The organism is Parasphingorhabdus halotolerans, assembly GCF_012516475.1.
Lineage (GTDB): Bacteria > Pseudomonadota > Alphaproteobacteria > Sphingomonadales > Sphingomonadaceae > Parasphingorhabdus > Parasphingorhabdus halotolerans.
This window is the reverse complement of sequence record NZ_CP051217.1, coordinates 3,072,194-3,091,362: the sequence shown is the minus strand read 5'-3', so window position 1 is coordinate 3,091,362 and position 19,169 is coordinate 3,072,194. Positions and strand designations below refer to the sequence as shown.

Genomic DNA, 19,169 nt, shown 5'->3' with positions numbered 1-19,169 from the left:
GTCTATCTCCATCCTACCAGTAAAAGAATACGCTGATGATATGCGCCGAGAGCGACGCGATCAGAGCAAAAGTTATGGGAACATGAACGAATAGCCACACCTGTAATGTAGCCTTGAGCTTCAAGTGTCGCCGCACGCGCGCGAGCGTGGCTTCTTTTTTCTCGAGAAGTGCATCCACTTTGTCGAGAGGGTCTTCCCCGCCCATGCGCGGTTGATAGGCACGCTCACGTCGCAAATCAGCCTGCGCTTGCCGGGTCGCGCAATTGGGATATTTGCCGGAAATCCGGCGGAAGAAACCACCGCCAAAAGGATCTTGCTCGAGCGATTGCAAAACCAGTGCGGCATGTTCCGCTGACAAGGGCTGTGCCGATTCATGCAGTTGCCGGTCTAACGAACGTAAGCTTTCAAGCATTTGCGTTTCGGTCATTTCATCGCGGTTGTCCGAGAGCGCTTGGGGTAGCGTTGCGTAATAATAAATGCCGAAAATGCCAGAAATAATCACGATCATCATAAAGGCATAGGCAGCCGTGTGGATGTTCCATCCAAACTGGAAACCGGTATGCAAGGTGCCAATTACAACCAGACTCAAACCAAGATAGATATGCGCCGAAGTCCAAGCCTTGAGCGACCATCTGCCAGAAGTCATCGCCCGTTTGCGCACACCGAGCATCGTCAGCCACAAGATCAGCAGAGCCCCGATTGTGCCCAAAGTGTAGCCATACCAACTACCACCATTATGGCGCGGCGAGACGTCGACGAAAAAATAACTGACAATACAAACGAGCATTATCGCCGACGAGATCTTTAACCAGCGATAGCCAGCATGCCCCAAAAAACCGTCATGCATCGCGACTTTCTTTTTGGCAGGAGCACCGGGAGCGGGAACAGAAGCCATTAGACATCCTCCCCTTCAAGTTTGGATACTGTCAAAAATTCCTCTGGCGCGACGCGGATGGCAGCGCCCGTCGGGCAAGCGCGTACACAGGCCGGGCCACCCTTAATCCCCGAACACATATCGCATTTGATCGCCTTTTTGGGCTTTTCGACGGTCGGATCGCTATTGGCATAGGACCATTTCTTGTCGGGTTCACCCGGGCCGGGACCGAAACCAAAAAGCAGCCAGTTGAGCAGGCCAGGCTTCTTGGGCGGCACCTTGTCCATGCGGATCACACCGTAAGGACAATAACGCTGGCAATTGCCGCAGCCGATACACGTATCGTCGATGAACACCTCACCGTCCTGCCCGCGATGGATCGCATCGGGCGGACAATCAGACATGCAGTGTGGATGCTCGCAATGACGGCAGCTCGTCGGCACATGCAAATGTGCGTAGGTGCGTCCTGCCTCACGGTCGAGGCGAGACAGCCCTTCATGACTATCCGCGCAAGCTTTTTCACAATTATCACAACCGACACAAAGGTTTTCGTCGATCAGCAAAACATCGGTCGCTTCGCCGATACCATTATCAACAAGGAAATTCGCGATGCCGGAATACATGTCGACCACGCCGGAGAAGCTGTCTTTCTTTGCTTCGACAAACGCATTTACATCTTGCCGCGATGCCATTTCCTGCTTGGCTTTTTTCATCAATGCCGGATTTGCATCCAGCACCTTCTTGAACGCATCACCGTTAATCTTGATCACTTCGGACTTGATCGCCGCTTTCACCGTTGCGGTCCGCATACCGCCAGCGATCAGCGTCATCTCGCCCACATAGGAACCGGCTGGAAGATAAGACAGGAAGACCGGTTTGCCTCCAATCATCTTCTCGACCACCATCGAGCCGACGCGAATGACGAAAATGTCATTACCCTCGCTGCCTTCCTCGATAATCGCTTCGCCCGCGCGGACATTGACGATTTCACTGGATTCAACGACCTCCGCTATATCTTGTTTGGTGAGGCCAGAACCAAACATCTGGAGCAATTGGCGCTCGGTCGAAATTCTGGTGATCGCCCGTTTGGCAGCGGGAACGGAGGCTTGCAATTTCAGCGCAGCGGTGCGCGAAATCTCGATTGCGATCATGTCCTCAGCCGCCTTGATCGTGGCACCCCGACGACGTCCCGAGATCAGGCCAACCTCGCCGAAAATGGAACCCTCTTCAATGCCAACCACTTTCGAACTATCCTTGGGATCAATCTCGACTTCGACGGAACCCTGCGCAATCGCAAACAGCGAGCTTCCGGGGTCATTGCGCTCAAAAATCACCTCGCCGCGCCGGAACGGCATCGGATCGCTATCAAGCATGAACTCTCGCATTTGCAGCGGCGATAATTCGTTGAGAATGGTCACCCGTTCGCGGAAAAACTCCAGCCATTCGTCGACCGATTTGCCCTTGGGAAGATCGGCAAATTTCTTTTCGAGGATCGGCTCATCAGCCGGTTTCAGGTCCTCATTGCCATTGATAAATTCAATAACATCATAGCCCTGATTCATACAGTGCTTGATCAGTGGATAACCGGCGAGCGCGCCAATGACATAAATACCGGGAGCGGTGGTTTCAAAAACCGGTGACAATTTGGGAAAAGCCAGACGTTCATTACTTGAAAATTCAATGCCGCATTTTTCCACAAAAGCGCGGGGCGGAGCGGAACCGATGCGCGCTATGATCCGGTCGCATTGTGCTTTTTCTTCGCCGTCGCGCGTATTGAACGTAATCCAGCCCGGCTCAATGGACGCCGTTTCGGTTTCCAGCCGAACGATTAGTTTTCCCGCATCGCGGTCCGCCAGCAGCGCCTTGACATTTGCGTCTTTCGCAGTGGCAAAATCGGTGCTTCGGTTGACGATGGTGACGACATTACCTTGAGCCGCATCCTCCGCAAGGCCGCGGGCGTTTTCAATTCCCGCATCACCGGCTCCAATTATCACAATATGCTCATCGACATATTCCGTCGGATCATCGAGCTGATACTGGACATGGGGTAAATCACCGCCGGGGCAGCGCATCAAATTCGGATTGCCTTGCGTCCCGATCGCAAACACAACAGTATCGGCGATGATCTTTTCGCCATTGGTCAGCTCTAGCTCGTAAGGCGGGGCATGGCGCTGAACTTCAGTTTTGGTGACCGTGCCATCACGCGCGCGATTCTCGATAATCTGGACGCTGCCAGGTATCGCCTCGCCTGTTCCTTTGATCGCCTTTACTTCGGCGTTATATTTGACGTTCACCCCGTGACCGGCAACTTGCTCGTCCCAAGTCCCCAGTATCGCTTCCCGCTTCCCTGCATCAAATTCGAGATCGGATCGCAAAACGAGCTGGCTGGGCGTTGCCATCACATGCTTGCCTTTTTGATACTTATAGATCGTGTCGCAAAGATGGTCGGTTTTTTCGAGCAATATATGTTTGAGCTTCAGTTGCGCAGCGCGGCCAGCCGCGCTCATCCCTGCCGGTCCAGAGCCGATTATTGCTACTCGATAGTTATCCGACACGCGCTCAAATCCCCCTAGTCCTGCCAATCAAACGCCCCCTCAAGCGTTGTAACGATTAGCCCGGAACACAATTCCGGTAGTAGTAGCGCGACCCCAAAAAGACTTAACTTTCCATCATCTTACCAAAAAGCAACTTCAATGCTAGTGCAAAAAATCACAAGCCATTCGCGGAAACATGCGACATATGATGGTTAACGCCAATCGTTGCGTTTGACACTTGATGTGAATGCAGGACCGGTTAGAGTGCGCCGCCGCGACCAATTGCCAATATAGAGGGACTAGATGACCGAAACCGCCACCGAAAAAAAGCAACCCAATATGGGTCGTATCGCCTTGATTTTAGCTGGTTTACTAGCTTTAGGAGCGATCGGCGTGCAACTTTATCGCACTTATGCCGGCGATGAACCAGGCACGCCCGAAATTGCCGCTTCCGAAGCAGAGCAAGCGCCCAGTGTGAACGAAGTGATCGCGGGGTTGGAAAAGAAACTGCAAGAGAATCCGGATGATGCAGAAAGCTGGCGGATGCTCGGCTGGAGCTATTTTGAAACCCAGAAATTTGCCGAATCGGCCACCGCGATGAAACGTGCGACCACACTGGATCCAAAAAATCCCGAATATTGGTCAATGCTCGGCGAGGCCCTGGTCATGTCAAGCGACGGAACACAGGTTCCTGCGGATGCTGCTGATGCGTTCAAAAAAGCACTGGCATTGGACAAGGCTGATCCCCGCGCACGTTATTTTCTGGCGGTGCAGAAGGATATCTCGGGTGATCACAAAGGCGCAATTGAAGACTGGTTTGCGCTGCTCGAAGACACACCATCCGACGCGCCCTATGCTGCCGATATTCGCCGGGTTATCAGTCAGGTGGCGGAAAAGGAAGGCATTGATGTTGCGGCGCGCCTGGCAAAAGCGGCTCCCGCCGCTCCCACCGGTGGCATTTCCACCGATGGCCCTGCCAAAGCAACGGCGGCGATCCCCGGACCTTCCCAACAACAAATGAAAGAAGCGGCCGCATTGCCGCCAGGCCAGCAGGAAGCCATGATTCAGGGCATGGTTGATGGCCTGGATCAACGGCTACAGAAAAACCCCAATGATGCCAACGGCTGGATCATGCTGATGCGCAGCCGCCAGCAACTGGGGCAGACGGTGAAAGCCAAAAAAGCGCTGGCCGATGGACTGGCGGCGTTCAAAAATAATGGCGCGGAGGCGAAACGGATTCGGGAAGCGGCGATGGCGCTGGGTGTTGGGACTTAAACCACTGCGTTTAAAAGCTCTGGATAATTGTTGCGGACATTTCCAACTTCGTTGCTACCCGGCAAAACGGATAACGATCCGGCGAAGGGATTGAGAAGTTTTTCTGCGGTTCTCCAGTCAGCTTCCATCCAAGTATCAATCGCTTCTCCCTGATCCAGAATAACTGGCATCCGGTGATGTATCGCCGAAAAGCTATCACTCGAACTGGTCGTGACCACGGTATAACTTGATATGCCCAGGTCTCCGTTTTGCGCCCACAGACCAGCCATCATCATGATGCGACCGTTTGCCAACTCGATCTTGTGCGCCTGTTTTTCGGATCCTTGAAGCTTCCATTCGTAAAATCCCGATACAGGCGCTACACAGCGTCGCGATTTCAAAAGATTGCGAAAGGATGGCTTTTCTCCAAGTGTCTCGGCACGCGCGTTGAACATCGAGTACCCAAGTTTGGTTTCTTTGGCCCAAGTCAGTACCAACCCCCATTGCAATAGTTCCAACCTCCTTTTCCCCAGTTCAGAGACACAAACGGGGACATAATGAGTTGGTGCAATATTGTAATTGGGCTCGATATTGGTTGCCGGAGGCGCTTGCAAAATATTGAGCGCGTCTCGATATTCCGCCCAATTCAGTTCTTCTGTTGCATATTTCCGTCCACACATAATATCACCGGAACAAAGGCTCTCCAAAGCTCCGCAATTTCCGCGAATGCAATGTCCCAGCATCCGCCTCTTTAGCCAGCAGATCGATCGCGCGCAGGCCGATGGCGAGATGCTGGCCCACCCGTTCCTGATAAAAGGCATCGGCCATACCGGGCAACTTGATCTCGCCGTGAAGCGGCTTGTCAGAGGCGCAGAGCAATGTTCCATAAGGCACGCGGTAACGATAGCCATTGGCTGCCACGGTTGCGCTTTCCATATCGATCGCGATGGCGCGCGACTGGTTGAGCCGTACGGCGATTTGCTCGAACCGCAATTCCCAGTTACGGTCTCCGGTGGTGACGACCGTGCCGGTACGCAGTTGCTGTTTCAGCTTGGAGGCATCAATGCCGGTTTCTTCCTGCACCGCCCGGGTTAGCGCCTGTTGAACCTCGGCAATCGTCGGCAATGGAATGGATGGAGGCAAGACTTCATCCAGCACATTGTCATCACGCAGATACGCATGGGCCAGCACATAATCGCCGAGCCGCTGGGTCCGGCGGAGCGCCCCGCAATGGCCGATCATCAGCCAGACATGCGGGCGCAGCACCGCGAGGTGATCGGTGATGGTTTTCGCGTTGGATGGGCCGACACCGATATTTACCAAAGTCACGCCGGGCCGCCCGTCTTTGCGCACCAGATGATAGGCCGGCATTTGCGGTGGCTTGGCGATTGGCGGTGCAGACGGTTTCCCGTCGCGCTCGGTGATCCGGTTCCCCGGTTCAACCAGCCGCACAGATTCGCCTGACTTTACTTGTTCCAGACTATATTCAATAAATTCATCAACATAGCGCTGATAGTTAGTGAATAGTATAAATGGCTGGAAGTGCTCCGGGGCACTGGCGCAATAGTGGCGGATACGGTGCAACGAATAATCCACACGCTCGGCGGTAAACAACGACAAGGCCGAGGGTTCGTCGGTCTGGAAAATCTGGCCGCCATCGACAATCTCGTCGTTGGTTTTTACCAGATTGGGCGTGTGAAAATAGTTCGGTAACTTCTCTTTCTTCGCCCGGTCGAGGCCCGCGGCGGCATCTTCCAGCGCAAAGGCAAGCGGGATTGGCGTATCGGATAATCCAACAGAGATTTTGGCCGTAAATGTCTCATTTATACGGGAAAGTTGTTCCAGCAAATATCGCCGGTAAAGCGTTGGCTCGGTGATCGTGGTACTGTAGCGATTGATATCCGACAATTGTCCGGAGGCCAAATGGCTGGTTTCCGTGGCCTGGCTGGCAGGAATTTCGACCGTGATCTGGGGATAAAGGCCTTGCTGCCGGTCATCGCTCTCCAATTTTTGCGATGCATATCGGCCAAAACGGGCGGCGGTCACTTCTATTTGCTGGGCGTATAATTTCTCAAGCAATGCAACCGCTTCAGCGGGGCCTGCGCATACCCTGGTTTCAACTGTCATGTATTCTCCGTTATCAGTTGCAAGCCTGTAACGGAAAACCGGCGAAAAGGGAAAAGCTAACTGCGCGCAAGTTCAAGAAATCGAACCGCCGCTTCAAACTCTGCTCGTTTGATTTCACGCGTTGCTACCGCCAGATCATCGCGGCCCCATTGTTCTTCCTGCCAAAGCTCCTCCAGATTGGCGAGCGACCAAAGGGTTTGCGCGTCATAAGCCGTTTCGACCAACGCCAGAGTCGCCACTAGAGACCCGCTCAAGCCAACCAGAGAAAGCATGGCTGCAATGGTGAAATCATCCTGTGCTTCAACCGCCTGCCCCAGCCGGATGATGGTTTCATCTGGCTGTGACTCGTGCATAATGCCGCGCACCAAGTGAAAGCTCACATCAAATCGGGCGCGCGCCCATTCGAGCAGCGGATCCCATTTTTCGGCTTGATGGTCCGCCAGAGCCTGCTGTGTTTCTTCAGCGCGAAAATAGAGCATATCGCTGTCGGCAAAACCCGCGATCCGCGACACGATGCGTTCCCGTTCTCGGACCACCTGATCCAGCGCGCCCTGCGCCAGCGCGGTAAGCGGCATTGTGGCCGGATCAATATCTTCGCCCTGCGCCTCCCACTCTGCTGCAATGGCACCAGCGAGCGCTTTGGTCGGTAATATCAGAAGATTGCGCGCAGGTGTTTTGACCGGACGGCCATCCAGCTGGATTGCAAATCCCTTAACTTCAGAAGCTATCTGAACTTTGTTGTAGAAGCGCTTCATTAAAAAGTTTTATCGTCCATCTTTATTACCCGGCCTGGCACCCTCTAGAAAATTATCACTTTTGCTATTTTGCACGTTGCGCAAGATCGCCGGAACAGCAAGAAATTCGATCACGCCCATAACCAGAATGATAATTCCAGCTTCTGGAGGGAGGATGTTGCTCCATCCTGTTATGATAACAATGCCGCTAACGATCATTGCGATGCCAAGCACCTGAATAATCGGGATCGCCAATCTAAAGATATGCTGCGGCCCTGAATTTTCCCGATCATTCATCGTTTTTTGATCCGTCGCGTTTGGCGATTTCTTCTTCCGCCACCCGAGCTTTGACATATTGCCGGATGATCCAGATCGGTATGAAAAGCACTTGCAACAGCCCGAGCGCGATTAGCACATAACCGGCAAACGGCGGCGTTGGCGGCAAACGATCCATTGCAATCGCGATGCCGAGCATCAGCAGGGCAAGGCCTAACAGCCGAATGATGCTGACTGTGAAGTGCACCGCCTTGGCTTGCTTCTCTTTTACCGGATCAGGCACATATTCCTGTTCTTTCGGCGTTTCGGGAACCTCATTCATCGGTTGAGCACCTTGTTTAGTTCATCCATATCGGCCGCCACAACTTCTGCTCCCGATGTAATCAGCTCGTCGGGATCATGATATCCCCAATCCACGCCAATAGCGCGGACGCGGGCATTTATCGCCATTTCCATATCGAAAGTCGTGTCACCAATCATCGCGGTTGTTTGCGTTGTTGCGCCTGCCTCTGCAATCGCCAGTTCCACCATTGCCGGGTGTGGTTTGGACGGATGCCGGTCAGCGGTTTGCAAGGTCACGAACCGCCCGGTCAAGCCATGCGTTTCCAGCACATGGTGGAGCCCGCGATCAGATTTTCCGGTGGCGACACCAAGCACCCAGCCTGCATTTTCCAGTTGATCGAGCAATCCCAGCAATCCGTCATATAAAGGCTCGTGAACGCTGCCCGCTTGCCGCAACTCAAAAAAACCATCTTTATAGGATTGCGCAATCTCGCGGATTAAACCTTCTTCGTGGCTCGGCAGCAACTGACGCACTGCCTCCTGTAAACTTAGCCCAACGATCCGCCGCGTCAGGTGATGATCGGGTGGCGCCAGGCCGTGTTTGATGAACGCTTGATCCATGGAGGCGCAGATATTCGCCTGACTGTCGACCATCGTACCATCGCAGTCAAAGAGCGCGGGCTTATTCATCGCGGCTTGCTCATTTTATGCCAAATTCCCGCATCATATGACCCATCGCCTTCCGGCCGATGGCATCCAGCGCATCCGCCGCTTTATGGCGCGCTTCATCTGGCTTATTCTGACTCAGCTTGGCGGTGGGTCGCCATGCCTGAATTTTCATCTCGAACCCGACGATCGCATCGCACATTTTGCGGAATTTACCCTCGTCCATCTTGTCGCGATGCCAAGGTTCCTTGGGCGCGAGTTTAGCTTCATTCTGGGCGGTCAGATCATCAAGCAGCGCGATCAAACCGGTTCGATCCATTTCGCGCACTTTGCCTTCCAGCTCCAGAGTCAGATAATTCCATGTCGGCACCTGATCAGCAACACCGTACCAGTCAGGGCTGACATAGGCATCCGGGCCGTTGATAACGCATAGTGCTTTCTTTTTGGTGATGTGCTTGGCGAGAGCATTGCCGCGAGACAGATGAAATTGCAGTGCGCCATCTCCGGTTGAGAAAACCGGCACATGGGCAACGCGCGGACCATCCGGTGTCGCCGCAAATATCATTCCGAAACCGATATTGACGATCATGGATTCCAGCGCGGCGCGCTCGTCCGCATCATTATGATCATTGGCCGATCTGGGCCAGCGGAACGCGGGATTGGGGTGCATTAGCGGGTCTTCTTACTCGATTTTGGGCCAGTCTTTTTCGGTGCCGGCTTTTTGCCAGCCTTGTTCAGTGCGGTTTTCACCTTCGCCTTGTGCGGCATATTTTTCTTGTGCGTCGCTTTACCGGCATTGGGCCGCTCGCGCTTGGTCGGCTTGCCTGCCTTTACCGGCTTGCCCTCGTTTTCACCGCGCGCGCGCCGCTCCCCGCGTTTGTCCTTGCGGATTTGCTTTGCGTGGTGTTTTGCCTGTTGCTTGCGCACCATTTTACCGCCGGGCTTCTTCTCGTCGAGCGGAAGATCGCCAAGTTCCATATCAAACCCGAGATTTGCAATGGTATCTGCAAAATGATGCGGCAGGTCTGCCGACACATCAAGGTTATGGCCATCGGGATGCTCAATGCGAAGCCGGCGTGCATGCAAATGCATTTTACGGCTGATCGCGCCGGTCAGAAAAGCGTCCTTGCCGCCATATTTGCCGTCGCCCAGAATGGGATGGCCAATCGCTGCCATGTGCACCCGCAATTGATGGGTGCGCCCGGTAAACGGTTGCAATTCGACCCAGCAGGCGCGGTTGCCCGCACGCTCGATGATCCGGTAGCGCGACTTGGCCGCTGCGCCGTTTTCTTCGTCGACGTGCATTTTTTCGCCGCCGGAACCGGGCTGTTTGGAGAGCGGCAATTCGATCATACCATCAGCAATTTCGGGCACGCCCATCACGATTGCCCAATAGACTTTGCGCGCCGTCCGCCCGGAGAAGCGTTTGGAGAAAAACGCAGCAGCACCGGGAGAACGGGCCAGCAGGATCACGCCGCTGGTATCCTTGTCGAGCCGGTGCACCAGCTTGGGCCGCGATTTGGCATCGTAAGTGAGCGCATCGAGCAGGCCATCGAGATGGGTGTTCGTTTTGCTGCCACCCTGCGTCGCGAGGCCCGGCGGTTTATTCACAATGATCGCGGCTTTGTCTTTGTGGATTACCAGTTCCTGCGCGAAATCAATCTGGTCTTTTGACAGATCGATGCGTGGCTTGGCGACGCGGCCAGGACGTTCGATTTCAGCGGGCGGTACCCGCAGCACCTGACCTGCATTAATTCTGTCCCCGGGTGAAACGCGTTTGCCATCAAGCCGCAACTGCCCGGTCCGCGCCCAGCGTGACACGATATTGAACGGCACATCTTCCATATGGCGCTTGAACCAACGGTCGACGCGGATATCTTCATCATCTGCCGACACGGTAAATTGCCGTACATCAAGAACCTTCAGCGCCTGCTTCTGGTCCTTCAGCGTCCCCTTTGGCGCTTCTTCTTCAGAACCGCTCTCTGCTGTCGGGTCAAAGCCACTCATGTCACCATTCTCACTGCCATTAATCCGGCGAACAGCGCCAGCACCGAACCAATTACCGAGACCAGAGCATAGCCGACCGCCAAACCCCAATCGCCACGCTCTACCATATTCACAACTTCCAGACTGAAGGCCGAGAAGGTGGTAAATCCGCCCAGCAGCCCAACGCCAAGCAACAACCGCCAAGGTTCGCTCACAAAATCACTTCTCGCCAGAAACCCGACGAGCACGCCCATCAGCAACCCGCCCAGCAAATTGGCCGCCAGCGTTCCATAAGGAAAACCGGTGCCGCCCAGATGGAAAGCCAGTCTACCAAGATGGTAACGCCCCGCCGCGCCCAGCGCGCCGCCAGCCATGACAAGAAGGGTTGCGTTCATGGATGCGCTTTAGTCGGAAGCGGCGGATTTTCCAAGCAGTGTGTTTTTGGGGCGGGATTGGTGGCGGATTTATGATCCAGATGATTTGGTCATTCGTCGACGCTGATACTGAACAGACATAAAGCCAGAAGTAACGTGGCCAAAACACCAGAGCCTCCAGCGACAGGCGAAGGCAAAAAGCCCTGCAAGCCGAACATCATAGCCAAGGAGTTGGCAACAAACGCCACTGCGCCAATCAAAACCGCGGTGCCGCCCAGAACTTTACTGCCTTCAATCATCCTAGCCATTCCAAAAACTACGGCTGCTAAACCTAACAGAATTTTGGCGGCATTATAGCCAAAAAAAGAGAACGCAACGACCGAGGAGGCGACATCGCTAAGGTCAGCATTCACCGCGGCAGCCATACGAAATGGGCCGAATTGCGTTAAGCCTACACCAACCTGTACGACATTAAGCACAGCGCTGAACACAATTGCGGAAAAGCCCAAAGCGTAGCGTTTTGCCATCACCAGAGCAGAACCTGCAAAGGCAGTCAGCAGCACAAATATCAGCGCTTCCAAACCCCACAGGAATTGACGGTCAACCTCGGGCGCGGCGAGATACAGAGCTGTATAAATTGGTTGCGAAATGGCCGCCAAAAGCAGCAATGTGGCAATAATTTTAACTGTGCGGCTTAGCGTGAATTCCATATTAGCTTCCTTTGACGAACTTGAACATTCCTGGCTATTCGCTGGTGGAAACGCAAAGGTTACGGGCCGCTAAGAAATAGCTATGTGAGAACCAAACCTACTCAATCACCCAGCACCCTCACCCGCCATCAAATCCTGCACCAGCCAAAGGCGGATGGCCGTCGCCAGTCCCGGCGGTTCGTCGGCCTCCAGCCGCAGGACATCAATTTGCGCGACCAGCGCATTAAGCGGCAAATCGCGCTGTTCCGAGGCTGCCTTGAGCAAGTCCCAGAATAATGGCTCCAGCGTGATTGAGGTCTGATGGCCCGCAATGGTGATGCTGCGCTTGACCGGCGGGTGGAAAATATCGGGATCTTTTAGATCCATCCGGCGAGTTCCCGCCGCAGTAAAACTTCCAGCATGTCGATACTCGCCTCGCTTTCGTTGAGACATTCCAGATACGCAAAGTGCTGCCCGCCCGCCTCCATAAATTGCTCTTTGCCCCGAATGGCCAATTCTTCGCAGGTTTCCAGACAATCGCTGGAAAAGCCCGGCGCGAAGATAACGACTTTTTTTGTGCCCTGCCCCGGCATGGCTTCCAGCACCATATCGGTGGCAGGCTCCAGCCATTTCGCCGGACCAAAGCGCGATTGAAACGCTATCGTCAATTCCCGCCCCATGGCTTCGGAGAGCAGCCGCGCGGTTTTCTGGCAGTGGCAGTGGTAGGGATCGCCCAGCTCCAAAGTCCGTTTCGGCATCCCGTGAAAGCTCGCGATAATCGCGTCCGGTTCAAAGTCCAGCTTTGCCAGCCCCGCTTCCAGACTGGTTTTCAGCGCGTTTATATAAGCTGCATCGTCGTGATAATAGGGCATGGTGCGCAGGGCCGGATGCCAGCGCATCGCCTTGATCGCATCAAACACAGCATCATGGACACTGGCGGTCGTCGCTCCGCTATGCTGCGGGTAAAGCGGCGCGACCAATATACGCTCGCAGCCCGCATCTTTCATGGCCTGTATCCGGCTTTCGACGCTGGGATTGCCATAGCGCATCGCCCAATCGGTCATCACGCCATCACCCAGCCGTTCACCAATCGCAGCGGCCTGGTTTTTGGTATGAACCGCCAAGGGTGATCCTTCGTCTGTCCAGACCAGCGAGTAGGCATGAGCGGATTTTTTCGGGCGGGTGTTCAGGATTATCCCGCGCAAGATTGGCTGCCAGATGATCGAGGGAATTTCGACCACGCGCTTGTCGGATAGAAACTGCTTCAAATAGCGTTTCACGGCACCCTTTTCCGGTGCATCAGGAGTACCCAGATTGACCAGCAACAGACCGATCCTGCCAGTTTGCACCAGCGGATGATCTTGTGGGAACTTCATGGGAGCGCGCATGGTTCAACTTGCCTCGGAAAATAGGGGTAAGCGGCGAAACCGGACACCGGTTGCCGAAAAGAGCGCGTTGGCTATGGCAGGGGCGACTGCAGGTACACCTATTTCTTCTACGCCAACGGGTTCTTCCTCACTTTTAATAAATTCTATCTGGATTGGGGGCACTTCGGCAAGGCGCGGCAGGGATAAATCCCGCAATCTTTTCGCCGTTGGCAAGCCGTCTTCAAAGCGCGTTGATGCGCCCATCGCCATGGCTAGGCCGAAGACTATTCCGCCCTCAATCTGCTGCCGGGCAATATCGGGATGAATTATCCGCCCTACATCCACGGTTGCTGAAATCCGGAGCACTTTCAGCCCGGTGTCGCCGCGCGCAGCGCGCACAACTACCGCAATATAACCACCGCGCATCGCGTGACAGGCCAGCCCCATACCGCTGCCATCAACACCGCCGTCCCATCCTGCCATCGCCGCGACACCGCTAAGGCAGCGCGCCAACCTCGGCTGTCCTGTCATCATCGACATGCGGTAAGATAATGGCTCAATACCAGCTTTTGCGGCCAGTTCATCAATGAACGATTCCACAAAAAAAGCATTGTAACTATGTGCGTTGCTGCGCCAATTGCCGGTTGGAATGCCGACATAGGCCGGGTGATGATCAAGCGTGAAATTCTCCAGCGCGTAGGGAATATCGGCACCTTCAACCGCCTTGCTGTCCGCCTCGCCATTGCTGGCTTGCATTGCCGCAATGGCATCCAGACCATCAATCAATCGTTTGCTTTGTTCGCGCGCCGCCGCCGGTGCCGCGATTTTCACTTGAAGCCCTTTCATTCGCCCCGCCTTGTCCGTTGCCGCATCCAGCCGGGCGATTGCCGGCGCCCGGTATATATCGTGCATAATCTCTTCTGCGCGGGACCAGACAAGTTGCAGTGGACGGTTCAGTTTTTGCGAAATCAATGCAGCCTGCACGGCAGCTTCATTGTCCAGCGCCCGACCAAAGGAACCGCCAGCAAGCATCGGGTAAAGCGTCACATTGTCTTTGGATAATCCTGTCGCTTTGGCGATGGCCTGGACGGCGGCGGCGGGCGACTGGGTCGCTGCCCAAACCTCCACGCTCCCATCCTTGTAATCAGCGGTTGCCGAACGAGTTTCCATCGGGGCATGCAGCGCGGCTTCGGCATGATAGATAGCGCGGATATTTCGGTATTCCTCGAATGCGGCTTTATTGTCGCCCCGTGATGCAAAGCGGGTGCCCTCGCCCTTTTCGAGCGCTGTGTTGAGGGCGACGTCCATTTTTCCGCTGTCGGGCAGCAAGCCTGCTGTCTCAAAGACCGGACTCATTTTATCGAGAGCGCTGTTTGCCGCCCACCAATTTGTGGCAACCGCAGCGATCCAGCCATCCTGTTCGATGACATCAATCAGGCCAATAATCTTGCTCGCACCTTCGCGGTTAAACGACTTTAGTGTGGTTTCGCCAATCGGGCCTTGGCGGATAGAGGCATAGACCATGTCTGGCAGGCGAACGTCACCAGCGAAATTGGCGCTACCATCGAGTTTCGCCGGGAGATCAAGGCGTGGCACATCCTGACCGACGAGATTATTCACCGGGCTAGGACGCAAAGGAACAGGATCGGGCAATTCCTGGTTGATAGCTTCGGCCAGCAGCGCGCCGAAGCGCAGTTCCTTTCCGTCATGAGAAACAATTCCGTTTTCGACCGAGCAGGCTTCCCAGTTCACTTCCCATCGGTCAGCCGCCGCTTTGGATAGCAAAACGCGCGCCGCCGCCCCAGCCTCGCGAAACCGCTCGGCATAAGCAGGAACCGACGTGGAATCAGCGGTCACGATAAAATCATTCCGGGTCGCAGCTTGATCGGCTAGCCAATCCGCAACGGCCTTGGCCCTATCCCGGTCGGACAATAGAGCGCTGCCCGAAGGCAACATGGTGTCCATCCAGTTCTCTGCCAGCAAATCATTGGCGTAGAGTGGATTAATCGGAGCCGGTTCAACCGCAATTGTGCGCCAATCTGCGCCTAGCTCATCAGCGAGAATTTGCGGCAACACCGTGTAGACGCCCTGCCCCATTTCACATTGCGGGACGATTACGGTTACCAGACCTTCTTTCGAGATCTTGAGAAACGCACCAAAAATCTCTTCATTCTCGGTTGCAGGAATATTGGCTTCATAATCACGCGGCCATATCGCCCATGCAATGACAAGACCAGTTGCTGCGCTGCCACCGATCAGGAAATTCCGGCGAGTTAACATGTTTTTCAATCCGCTGGTTTTCTCAGTATCTGTTCCAGCTTTATCCTGAGGCTCCACATCAACCGTCATGTGTTTCTTTCAATAAGCCAAGCCGGGGAATATCAATTTTTGGGCAACGATCCATAACCACCTTCAAGCCAGCCGTTTCTGCGCGCGCTGCCGCCGCTTCGTTGATCACACCCAGCTGCATCCAGATTGACTTGGCGCCAACCGCTATCGCCTGATCAACCACCGGGCCAGCCGCGTCGGAATTTCGGAAGATATCGACCATATCCAAATCGCCTTCAATATCGTCCAGCGACTCGATCACCTCCACGCCGTGCAATTGTTGACCAGCCAAGCCGGGGTTCACCGGAATGACGTCATACCCCTGATCCAGAAGAAATTTCAAAATTCGATTGCTCGCGCGTTCCGGCTTTGCCGAAGCGCCGACCAGCGCAATCCGTTTGGTTTCCGTTAAAAGCTGGCTTAGTTCTGCTTCGCTTTGCAGCGGCATGTGCGATCCCCTTTAGACTATTGCTCATCCAACCATGTTGCCAGCTTTTTGGCAATATCGCGAAACGCCTGCCCCTGCGGTCCATCACTCAAAGCCACCGGCGTGCCGCCGTCGCTGGATTTGCGAATTTCAATGTCTAGGGGAATCCGTCCCAAAAAAGGCATACCCATGGATTTCGCTGCCGCTTCTGCCCCGCCAGCTCCAAATGGGTCACTGACCTCGCCACAATGCGGGCATTCATAGCCTGCCATATTTTCCACCATGCCGATGACCGGAATTTTGGCCTGGTTGAACAAATCGACCGCGCGGGTCGCGTCCATCAATGCCAGATCCTGCGGCGTCGATACGATGACCGCACCAACCGGCTTGTGATTTTGCATCATCGATAATTGCACATCACCGGTGCCGGGCGGCATATCGACAATCAATTCTTCAGCGCCACCCCAATGCGCATCAATCAGTTGATCGAGAGCTTTTCCGGCCATTGGTCCGCGCCATGCAATTGCCTGCCCTGGCTCCACCAGATGGCCCATGGAAAGCAATGGCACGCCATATTCATTGGGCACCGGAATCAGCTGCTTGCCTTCAGCCTCCGGCCTTTGGCCTTCACAGCGCAGCAGTCGCGGTTGGGACGGACCATATATATCCGCATCGACCATACCGACCTTGCGACCCAGACCATGCAGAGCAATTGCCAGATTCGTCGAAAGCGTCGATTTACCAACGCCGCCCTTACCGCTGCCGACAGCGATCAAGCGGCGCTGGACTTTCTCGGCGGTCATAACGACGTCAACCTTGTCGACGTCATCAAGCGCGAGCAATTTGCCTTTCACACCGATCTCGACTTGCCCCCGGTCCCGCACATCCAGTCCGGATACATTGAGTACCAGCGAAACACGCCCATCCTCAAAACGCACAGCGCTGAATCGTCCCTTGGCGACTTCATCGAGCGCCGCTTCAATCATTGAAATATCGGTCATTTCATTCGCATAGTTACACTTTTATCGGATTGACACTGTTTTTCTGGCCACACGCTACCTATAAAGAACGTATGGACAATAACTTTGAAGACGCAAACCAGCGCAAATCCTTCTGGGGCGCGATTTTAGGCATGAGTAGCCCTTGGGGCAATGGCAACGGCGGCGATGATGGTGGCTCCGGAAATGGTGGCGGCCCACGCAATCCATGGGGTGGTAGCGGTGGCAGTTCTGGCGGCGGCGGGCGCAAAGGCGCAAGTTCGCTCGAAGAACTTTTCAAAAAAGGTGCGGGCGGCGGATTTAAAGGCGGCTTGCCAAAACGTTCGGGCGGGCGCCCATGGTGGCCTATCCTGCTGATTGGTTTCATCATATTATGGGCCGCGCTCACCAGTATCCACCGGATCAGCCCGCAGGAACGCGGCGTGGTGACTCTGGTAGGCTCTTATTATAGCACTTTGACTCCAGGACTTCACTTCACAGCACCTGCTCCCATTATGAGTGTTGCGAGGCTGGACGTGGAAGAAATTCGTACGGTCGATATTCCCACCGGAGATACAGAGAAGCTTATCCTCACCGGCGACCAGAATATCGTTGATCTCGCCTATTCCGTACGGTGGAATATCAAGGCACCTGAACTTTTCATGTTCCAGCTTGCCGAGCCAGAAGAAACCATCAAGGAAGTTGCCGAATCCGCAATGCGTGCAGCCGTAGCCAATTTCACACTGGATGATACCATCGGCGCCGAGCGGACGGAAATCGAACAGCAGGTCGAGGAAAATATGCAGGAAATCCTCGACGAATATAAAGCTGGCGTGGTCATTCGCGGTATCGCAATCAAAAAGGCCGATCCGCCCGCTGCGGTCAACGATGCGTTTAAGGAAGTGTCGGCCGCGCAGCAGACGGCGCAAACCTATCTCAACGAAGCGCGCGCTTATGCACAGCAGCTGACGGCGCAAGCACAGGGCGAATCAGCAGCCTTCGACAAAGTTTATGCCGAATATAAGCTGGCCCCCGGGTGACCCGCCAGCGGATGTATTATGAAACAATGGAGCGTGTCTTGTCACAAGTGGACAAAACTATCGTCGAGCCGCGCGGCGTAACGCCTTATCTCGCGTTGCCTGAAATCAAGAAGCGCTCGCAAGCGCCAGCCGTTGAAGCAGGAGCAGCGAAATGATCGACCGTCTATTTCGAAATCCTGTCGCGCTCGGCATCATGGCCATCGCGGTTCTTCTTGTCCTCGCCAATACTTTGGTAGCGGTTCCTGAAACCAAACAGGGCGTCATCGTTCGTTTCGGTGAAGTTGTCCGCCTGACCAATCGCTACGAAGAAGGTCAGGCCTTTGGCCAAACCGGGGCCGGGTTGATCGCAAAAGCGCCTTTTCTTGAGCAGGTTGTCTGGGTCGACAAGCGCATCCTCGATGTCGAAATGGAGCAGCAGCAAGTGCTCTCCACCGATCAGCTTCGCCTTCAGGTTGACGCCTTTGCCCGCTTCCGGATCACCAAACCGGAAATCATGTATATCACGGCTGGTTCGGAAGAACGGGTTGCAGACGAGTTGCGACCTATTTTGGGCTCAGCCCTGCGTAACGAACTCGGCAAGCGGCCATTTGCGGCTTTGCTCAGCCCGGAGCGCGGTCAGGTGATGGATAATATCCGTACTGGCCTTAACCGGGTCGCACGCCAATATGGCGCAGAAATTGTCGATGTACGGATCAAGCGTGCCGATCTGCCTGATGGCACACCACTGGAAAGCGCTTATCAGCGGATGCGGACCGCCCGTGAGCAGGAAGCCCGCACAATAAAAGCGCAAGGTGCGAAACAGGCTCAGATCATTCGGGCGGAAGCGGACGCTAGCGCGGCGCGCACTTATGCCGAGAGTTTCGGCAAGGATGCCGACTTTTATGATTTTTATCGCGCGATGAAAAGCTATGAAACAACTTTCCAGAAAGGTGCCGCAGAAGGTGATCCTCAGTCATCGTTCGTCTTGTCGCCCGACAACGAATATCTGCGTCAGTTTCGCGGGCAGTAAAATCGGGTAATTTGGTCAGGTCTGATCACTGAAATAACGATGTGTGCGCGTTTGCGACTACATTTGTCGTTTTTTCTTTAGAATACAAATTTTTTTCGATAAAGTGGCGCTTGATGGCTTGCGAACGGGGCTTTTCGCTCCCAGATGTTATAACAGTGGCTATTAAACCTGCCGTTTATGAAAACCTTTGATGTTGTGCTATGATGACATTCAAATTCGGTTCAT

19 protein-coding genes and 1 pseudogene are annotated in these 19,169 nt (G+C 54.6%); 3 read left to right on the top strand and 17 right to left on the bottom strand.

All coding sequences use genetic code 11. The annotated features are described in order from the left end of the window. Positions 1–13: 13 nt before the first annotated feature. Together HF685_RS15165 and HF685_RS15160 are read right to left on the bottom strand one after the other, a co-directional pair. Positions 14–895, bottom strand: a complete 882-nt coding sequence (locus HF685_RS15165) for a hypothetical protein (RefSeq protein ID WP_168820764.1) — start codon at positions 893–895, stop codon at positions 14–16. Continuing rightward, on the bottom strand, positions 895–3,381 hold the full coding sequence (locus HF685_RS15160; RefSeq protein WP_246218842.1) for a cyclic nucleotide-binding domain-containing protein: 2,487 nt from the start codon (positions 3,379–3,381) through the stop codon (positions 895–897). The genes HF685_RS15165 and HF685_RS15160 overlap by 1 nt, the downstream gene beginning before the upstream one ends. A gap of 330 nt (positions 3,382–3,711) precedes the next feature. Between HF685_RS15160 and HF685_RS15155 the strand changes: the two genes are divergently transcribed. Next, entirely contained in the window at positions 3,712–4,683 is a 972-nt protein-coding gene (locus HF685_RS15155; protein ID WP_168820761.1) for a tetratricopeptide repeat protein, read from the top strand. Here HF685_RS15155 and HF685_RS15150 read toward each other — a convergent pair. The 15 genes from HF685_RS15150 to HF685_RS15080 all read right to left on the bottom strand — a co-directional run bounded on the left by HF685_RS15150 (position 4,680) and on the right by HF685_RS15080 (position 16,919). Next, positions 4,680–5,342 (bottom strand): SOS response-associated peptidase, encoded by a 663-nt coding sequence (locus tag HF685_RS15150; protein ID WP_168820760.1) that lies wholly within the window; start codon positions 5,340–5,342, stop codon positions 4,680–4,682. The two genes, HF685_RS15155 and HF685_RS15150, sit on opposite strands and share 4 nt — an antisense overlap. A gap of 4 nt (positions 5,343–5,346) precedes the next feature. Further along, on the bottom strand, positions 5,347–6,789 hold the full coding sequence (locus HF685_RS15145) for an AMP nucleosidase (RefSeq protein WP_168820758.1): 1,443 nt from the start codon (positions 6,787–6,789) through the stop codon (positions 5,347–5,349). Positions 6,790–6,845: 56 nt separating this feature from the next. Further along, the gene (locus tag HF685_RS15140; RefSeq protein ID WP_168820756.1) at positions 6,846–7,544 is read right to left on the bottom strand and encodes an ATP12 family chaperone protein; all 699 of its coding nucleotides are present in this window, start codon (positions 7,542–7,544) and stop codon (positions 6,846–6,848) included. Positions 7,545–7,553: 9 nt separating this feature from the next. Continuing rightward, on the bottom strand, positions 7,554–7,820 hold the full coding sequence (locus tag HF685_RS15135; RefSeq protein ID WP_168820754.1) for a hypothetical protein: 267 nt from the start codon (positions 7,818–7,820) through the stop codon (positions 7,554–7,556). Then, entirely contained in the window at positions 7,813–8,121 is a 309-nt protein-coding gene (locus HF685_RS15130; protein WP_168820752.1) for a hypothetical protein, read from the bottom strand. The genes HF685_RS15135 and HF685_RS15130 overlap by 8 nt, the downstream gene beginning before the upstream one ends. After that, complete coding sequence (locus HF685_RS15125; RefSeq protein ID WP_168820750.1) at positions 8,118–8,771, bottom strand: HAD-IA family hydrolase; 654 nt, start codon at positions 8,769–8,771, stop codon at positions 8,118–8,120. The genes HF685_RS15130 and HF685_RS15125 overlap by 4 nt, the downstream gene beginning before the upstream one ends. 10 nt (positions 8,772–8,781) lie before the next feature. After that, positions 8,782–9,417 carry an FMN-binding negative transcriptional regulator gene (locus HF685_RS15120; RefSeq protein WP_168820748.1) on the bottom strand — a complete coding sequence of 212 codons (636 nt, stop codon included), beginning with the start codon at positions 9,415–9,417 and terminating at the stop codon, positions 8,782–8,784. Continuing rightward, positions 9,417–10,754, bottom strand: a complete 1,338-nt coding sequence (locus HF685_RS15115) for an RluA family pseudouridine synthase (protein WP_168820746.1) — start codon at positions 10,752–10,754, stop codon at positions 9,417–9,419. Before HF685_RS15115 ends, HF685_RS15120 begins: the two co-directional genes overlap by 1 nt. Beyond that, positions 10,751–11,128: a fluoride efflux transporter CrcB gene (gene crcB, locus HF685_RS15110; RefSeq protein ID WP_168820744.1), complete on the bottom strand. Its 378-nt coding sequence runs from the start codon at positions 11,126–11,128 to the stop codon at positions 10,751–10,753. Before crcB ends, HF685_RS15115 begins: the two co-directional genes overlap by 4 nt. Before the next feature lie 89 nt (positions 11,129–11,217). Further along, positions 11,218–11,766 (bottom strand): thiamine biosynthesis protein ThiC, encoded by a 549-nt coding sequence (locus HF685_RS15105; RefSeq protein WP_246218657.1) that lies wholly within the window; start codon positions 11,764–11,766, stop codon positions 11,218–11,220. Between the two features lie 156 nt (positions 11,767–11,922). Then, complete coding sequence (locus tag HF685_RS15100; RefSeq protein WP_168820741.1) at positions 11,923–12,183, bottom strand: ribbon-helix-helix domain-containing protein; 261 nt, start codon at positions 12,181–12,183, stop codon at positions 11,923–11,925. Then, positions 12,174–13,172, bottom strand: coding sequence for a ferrochelatase (gene hemH, locus HF685_RS15095; RefSeq protein WP_246218656.1), 999 nt, complete (start codon positions 13,170–13,172; stop codon positions 12,174–12,176). Before hemH ends, HF685_RS15100 begins: the two co-directional genes overlap by 10 nt. Positions 13,173–13,187: 15 nt before the next feature. Further along, positions 13,188–15,512 (bottom strand): xanthine dehydrogenase family protein molybdopterin-binding subunit, encoded by a 2,325-nt coding sequence (locus HF685_RS15090; protein WP_246218655.1) that lies wholly within the window; start codon positions 15,510–15,512, stop codon positions 13,188–13,190. Continuing rightward, positions 15,502–15,939, bottom strand: coding sequence for a CoA-binding protein (locus HF685_RS15085; protein ID WP_168820737.1), 438 nt, complete (start codon positions 15,937–15,939; stop codon positions 15,502–15,504). Before HF685_RS15085 ends, HF685_RS15090 begins: the two co-directional genes overlap by 11 nt. 17 nt (positions 15,940–15,956) lie before the next feature. Beyond that, on the bottom strand, positions 15,957–16,919 hold the full coding sequence (locus HF685_RS15080; protein ID WP_168820735.1) for an Mrp/NBP35 family ATP-binding protein: 963 nt from the start codon (positions 16,917–16,919) through the stop codon (positions 15,957–15,959). A 131-nt stretch (positions 16,920–17,050) separates the two neighbouring features. Here HF685_RS15080 and hflK point away from each other — a divergent pair. Further along, positions 17,051–18,090: pseudogene (gene hflK, locus HF685_RS15075) on the top strand (FtsH protease activity modulator HflK). Next, positions 18,090–18,944, top strand: a complete 855-nt coding sequence (hflC, locus tag HF685_RS15070; RefSeq protein WP_168821568.1) for a protease modulator HflC — start codon at positions 18,090–18,092, stop codon at positions 18,942–18,944. Before hflK ends, hflC begins: the two are co-directional and overlap by 1 nt. Positions 18,945–19,169: the final 225 nt, after the last annotated feature.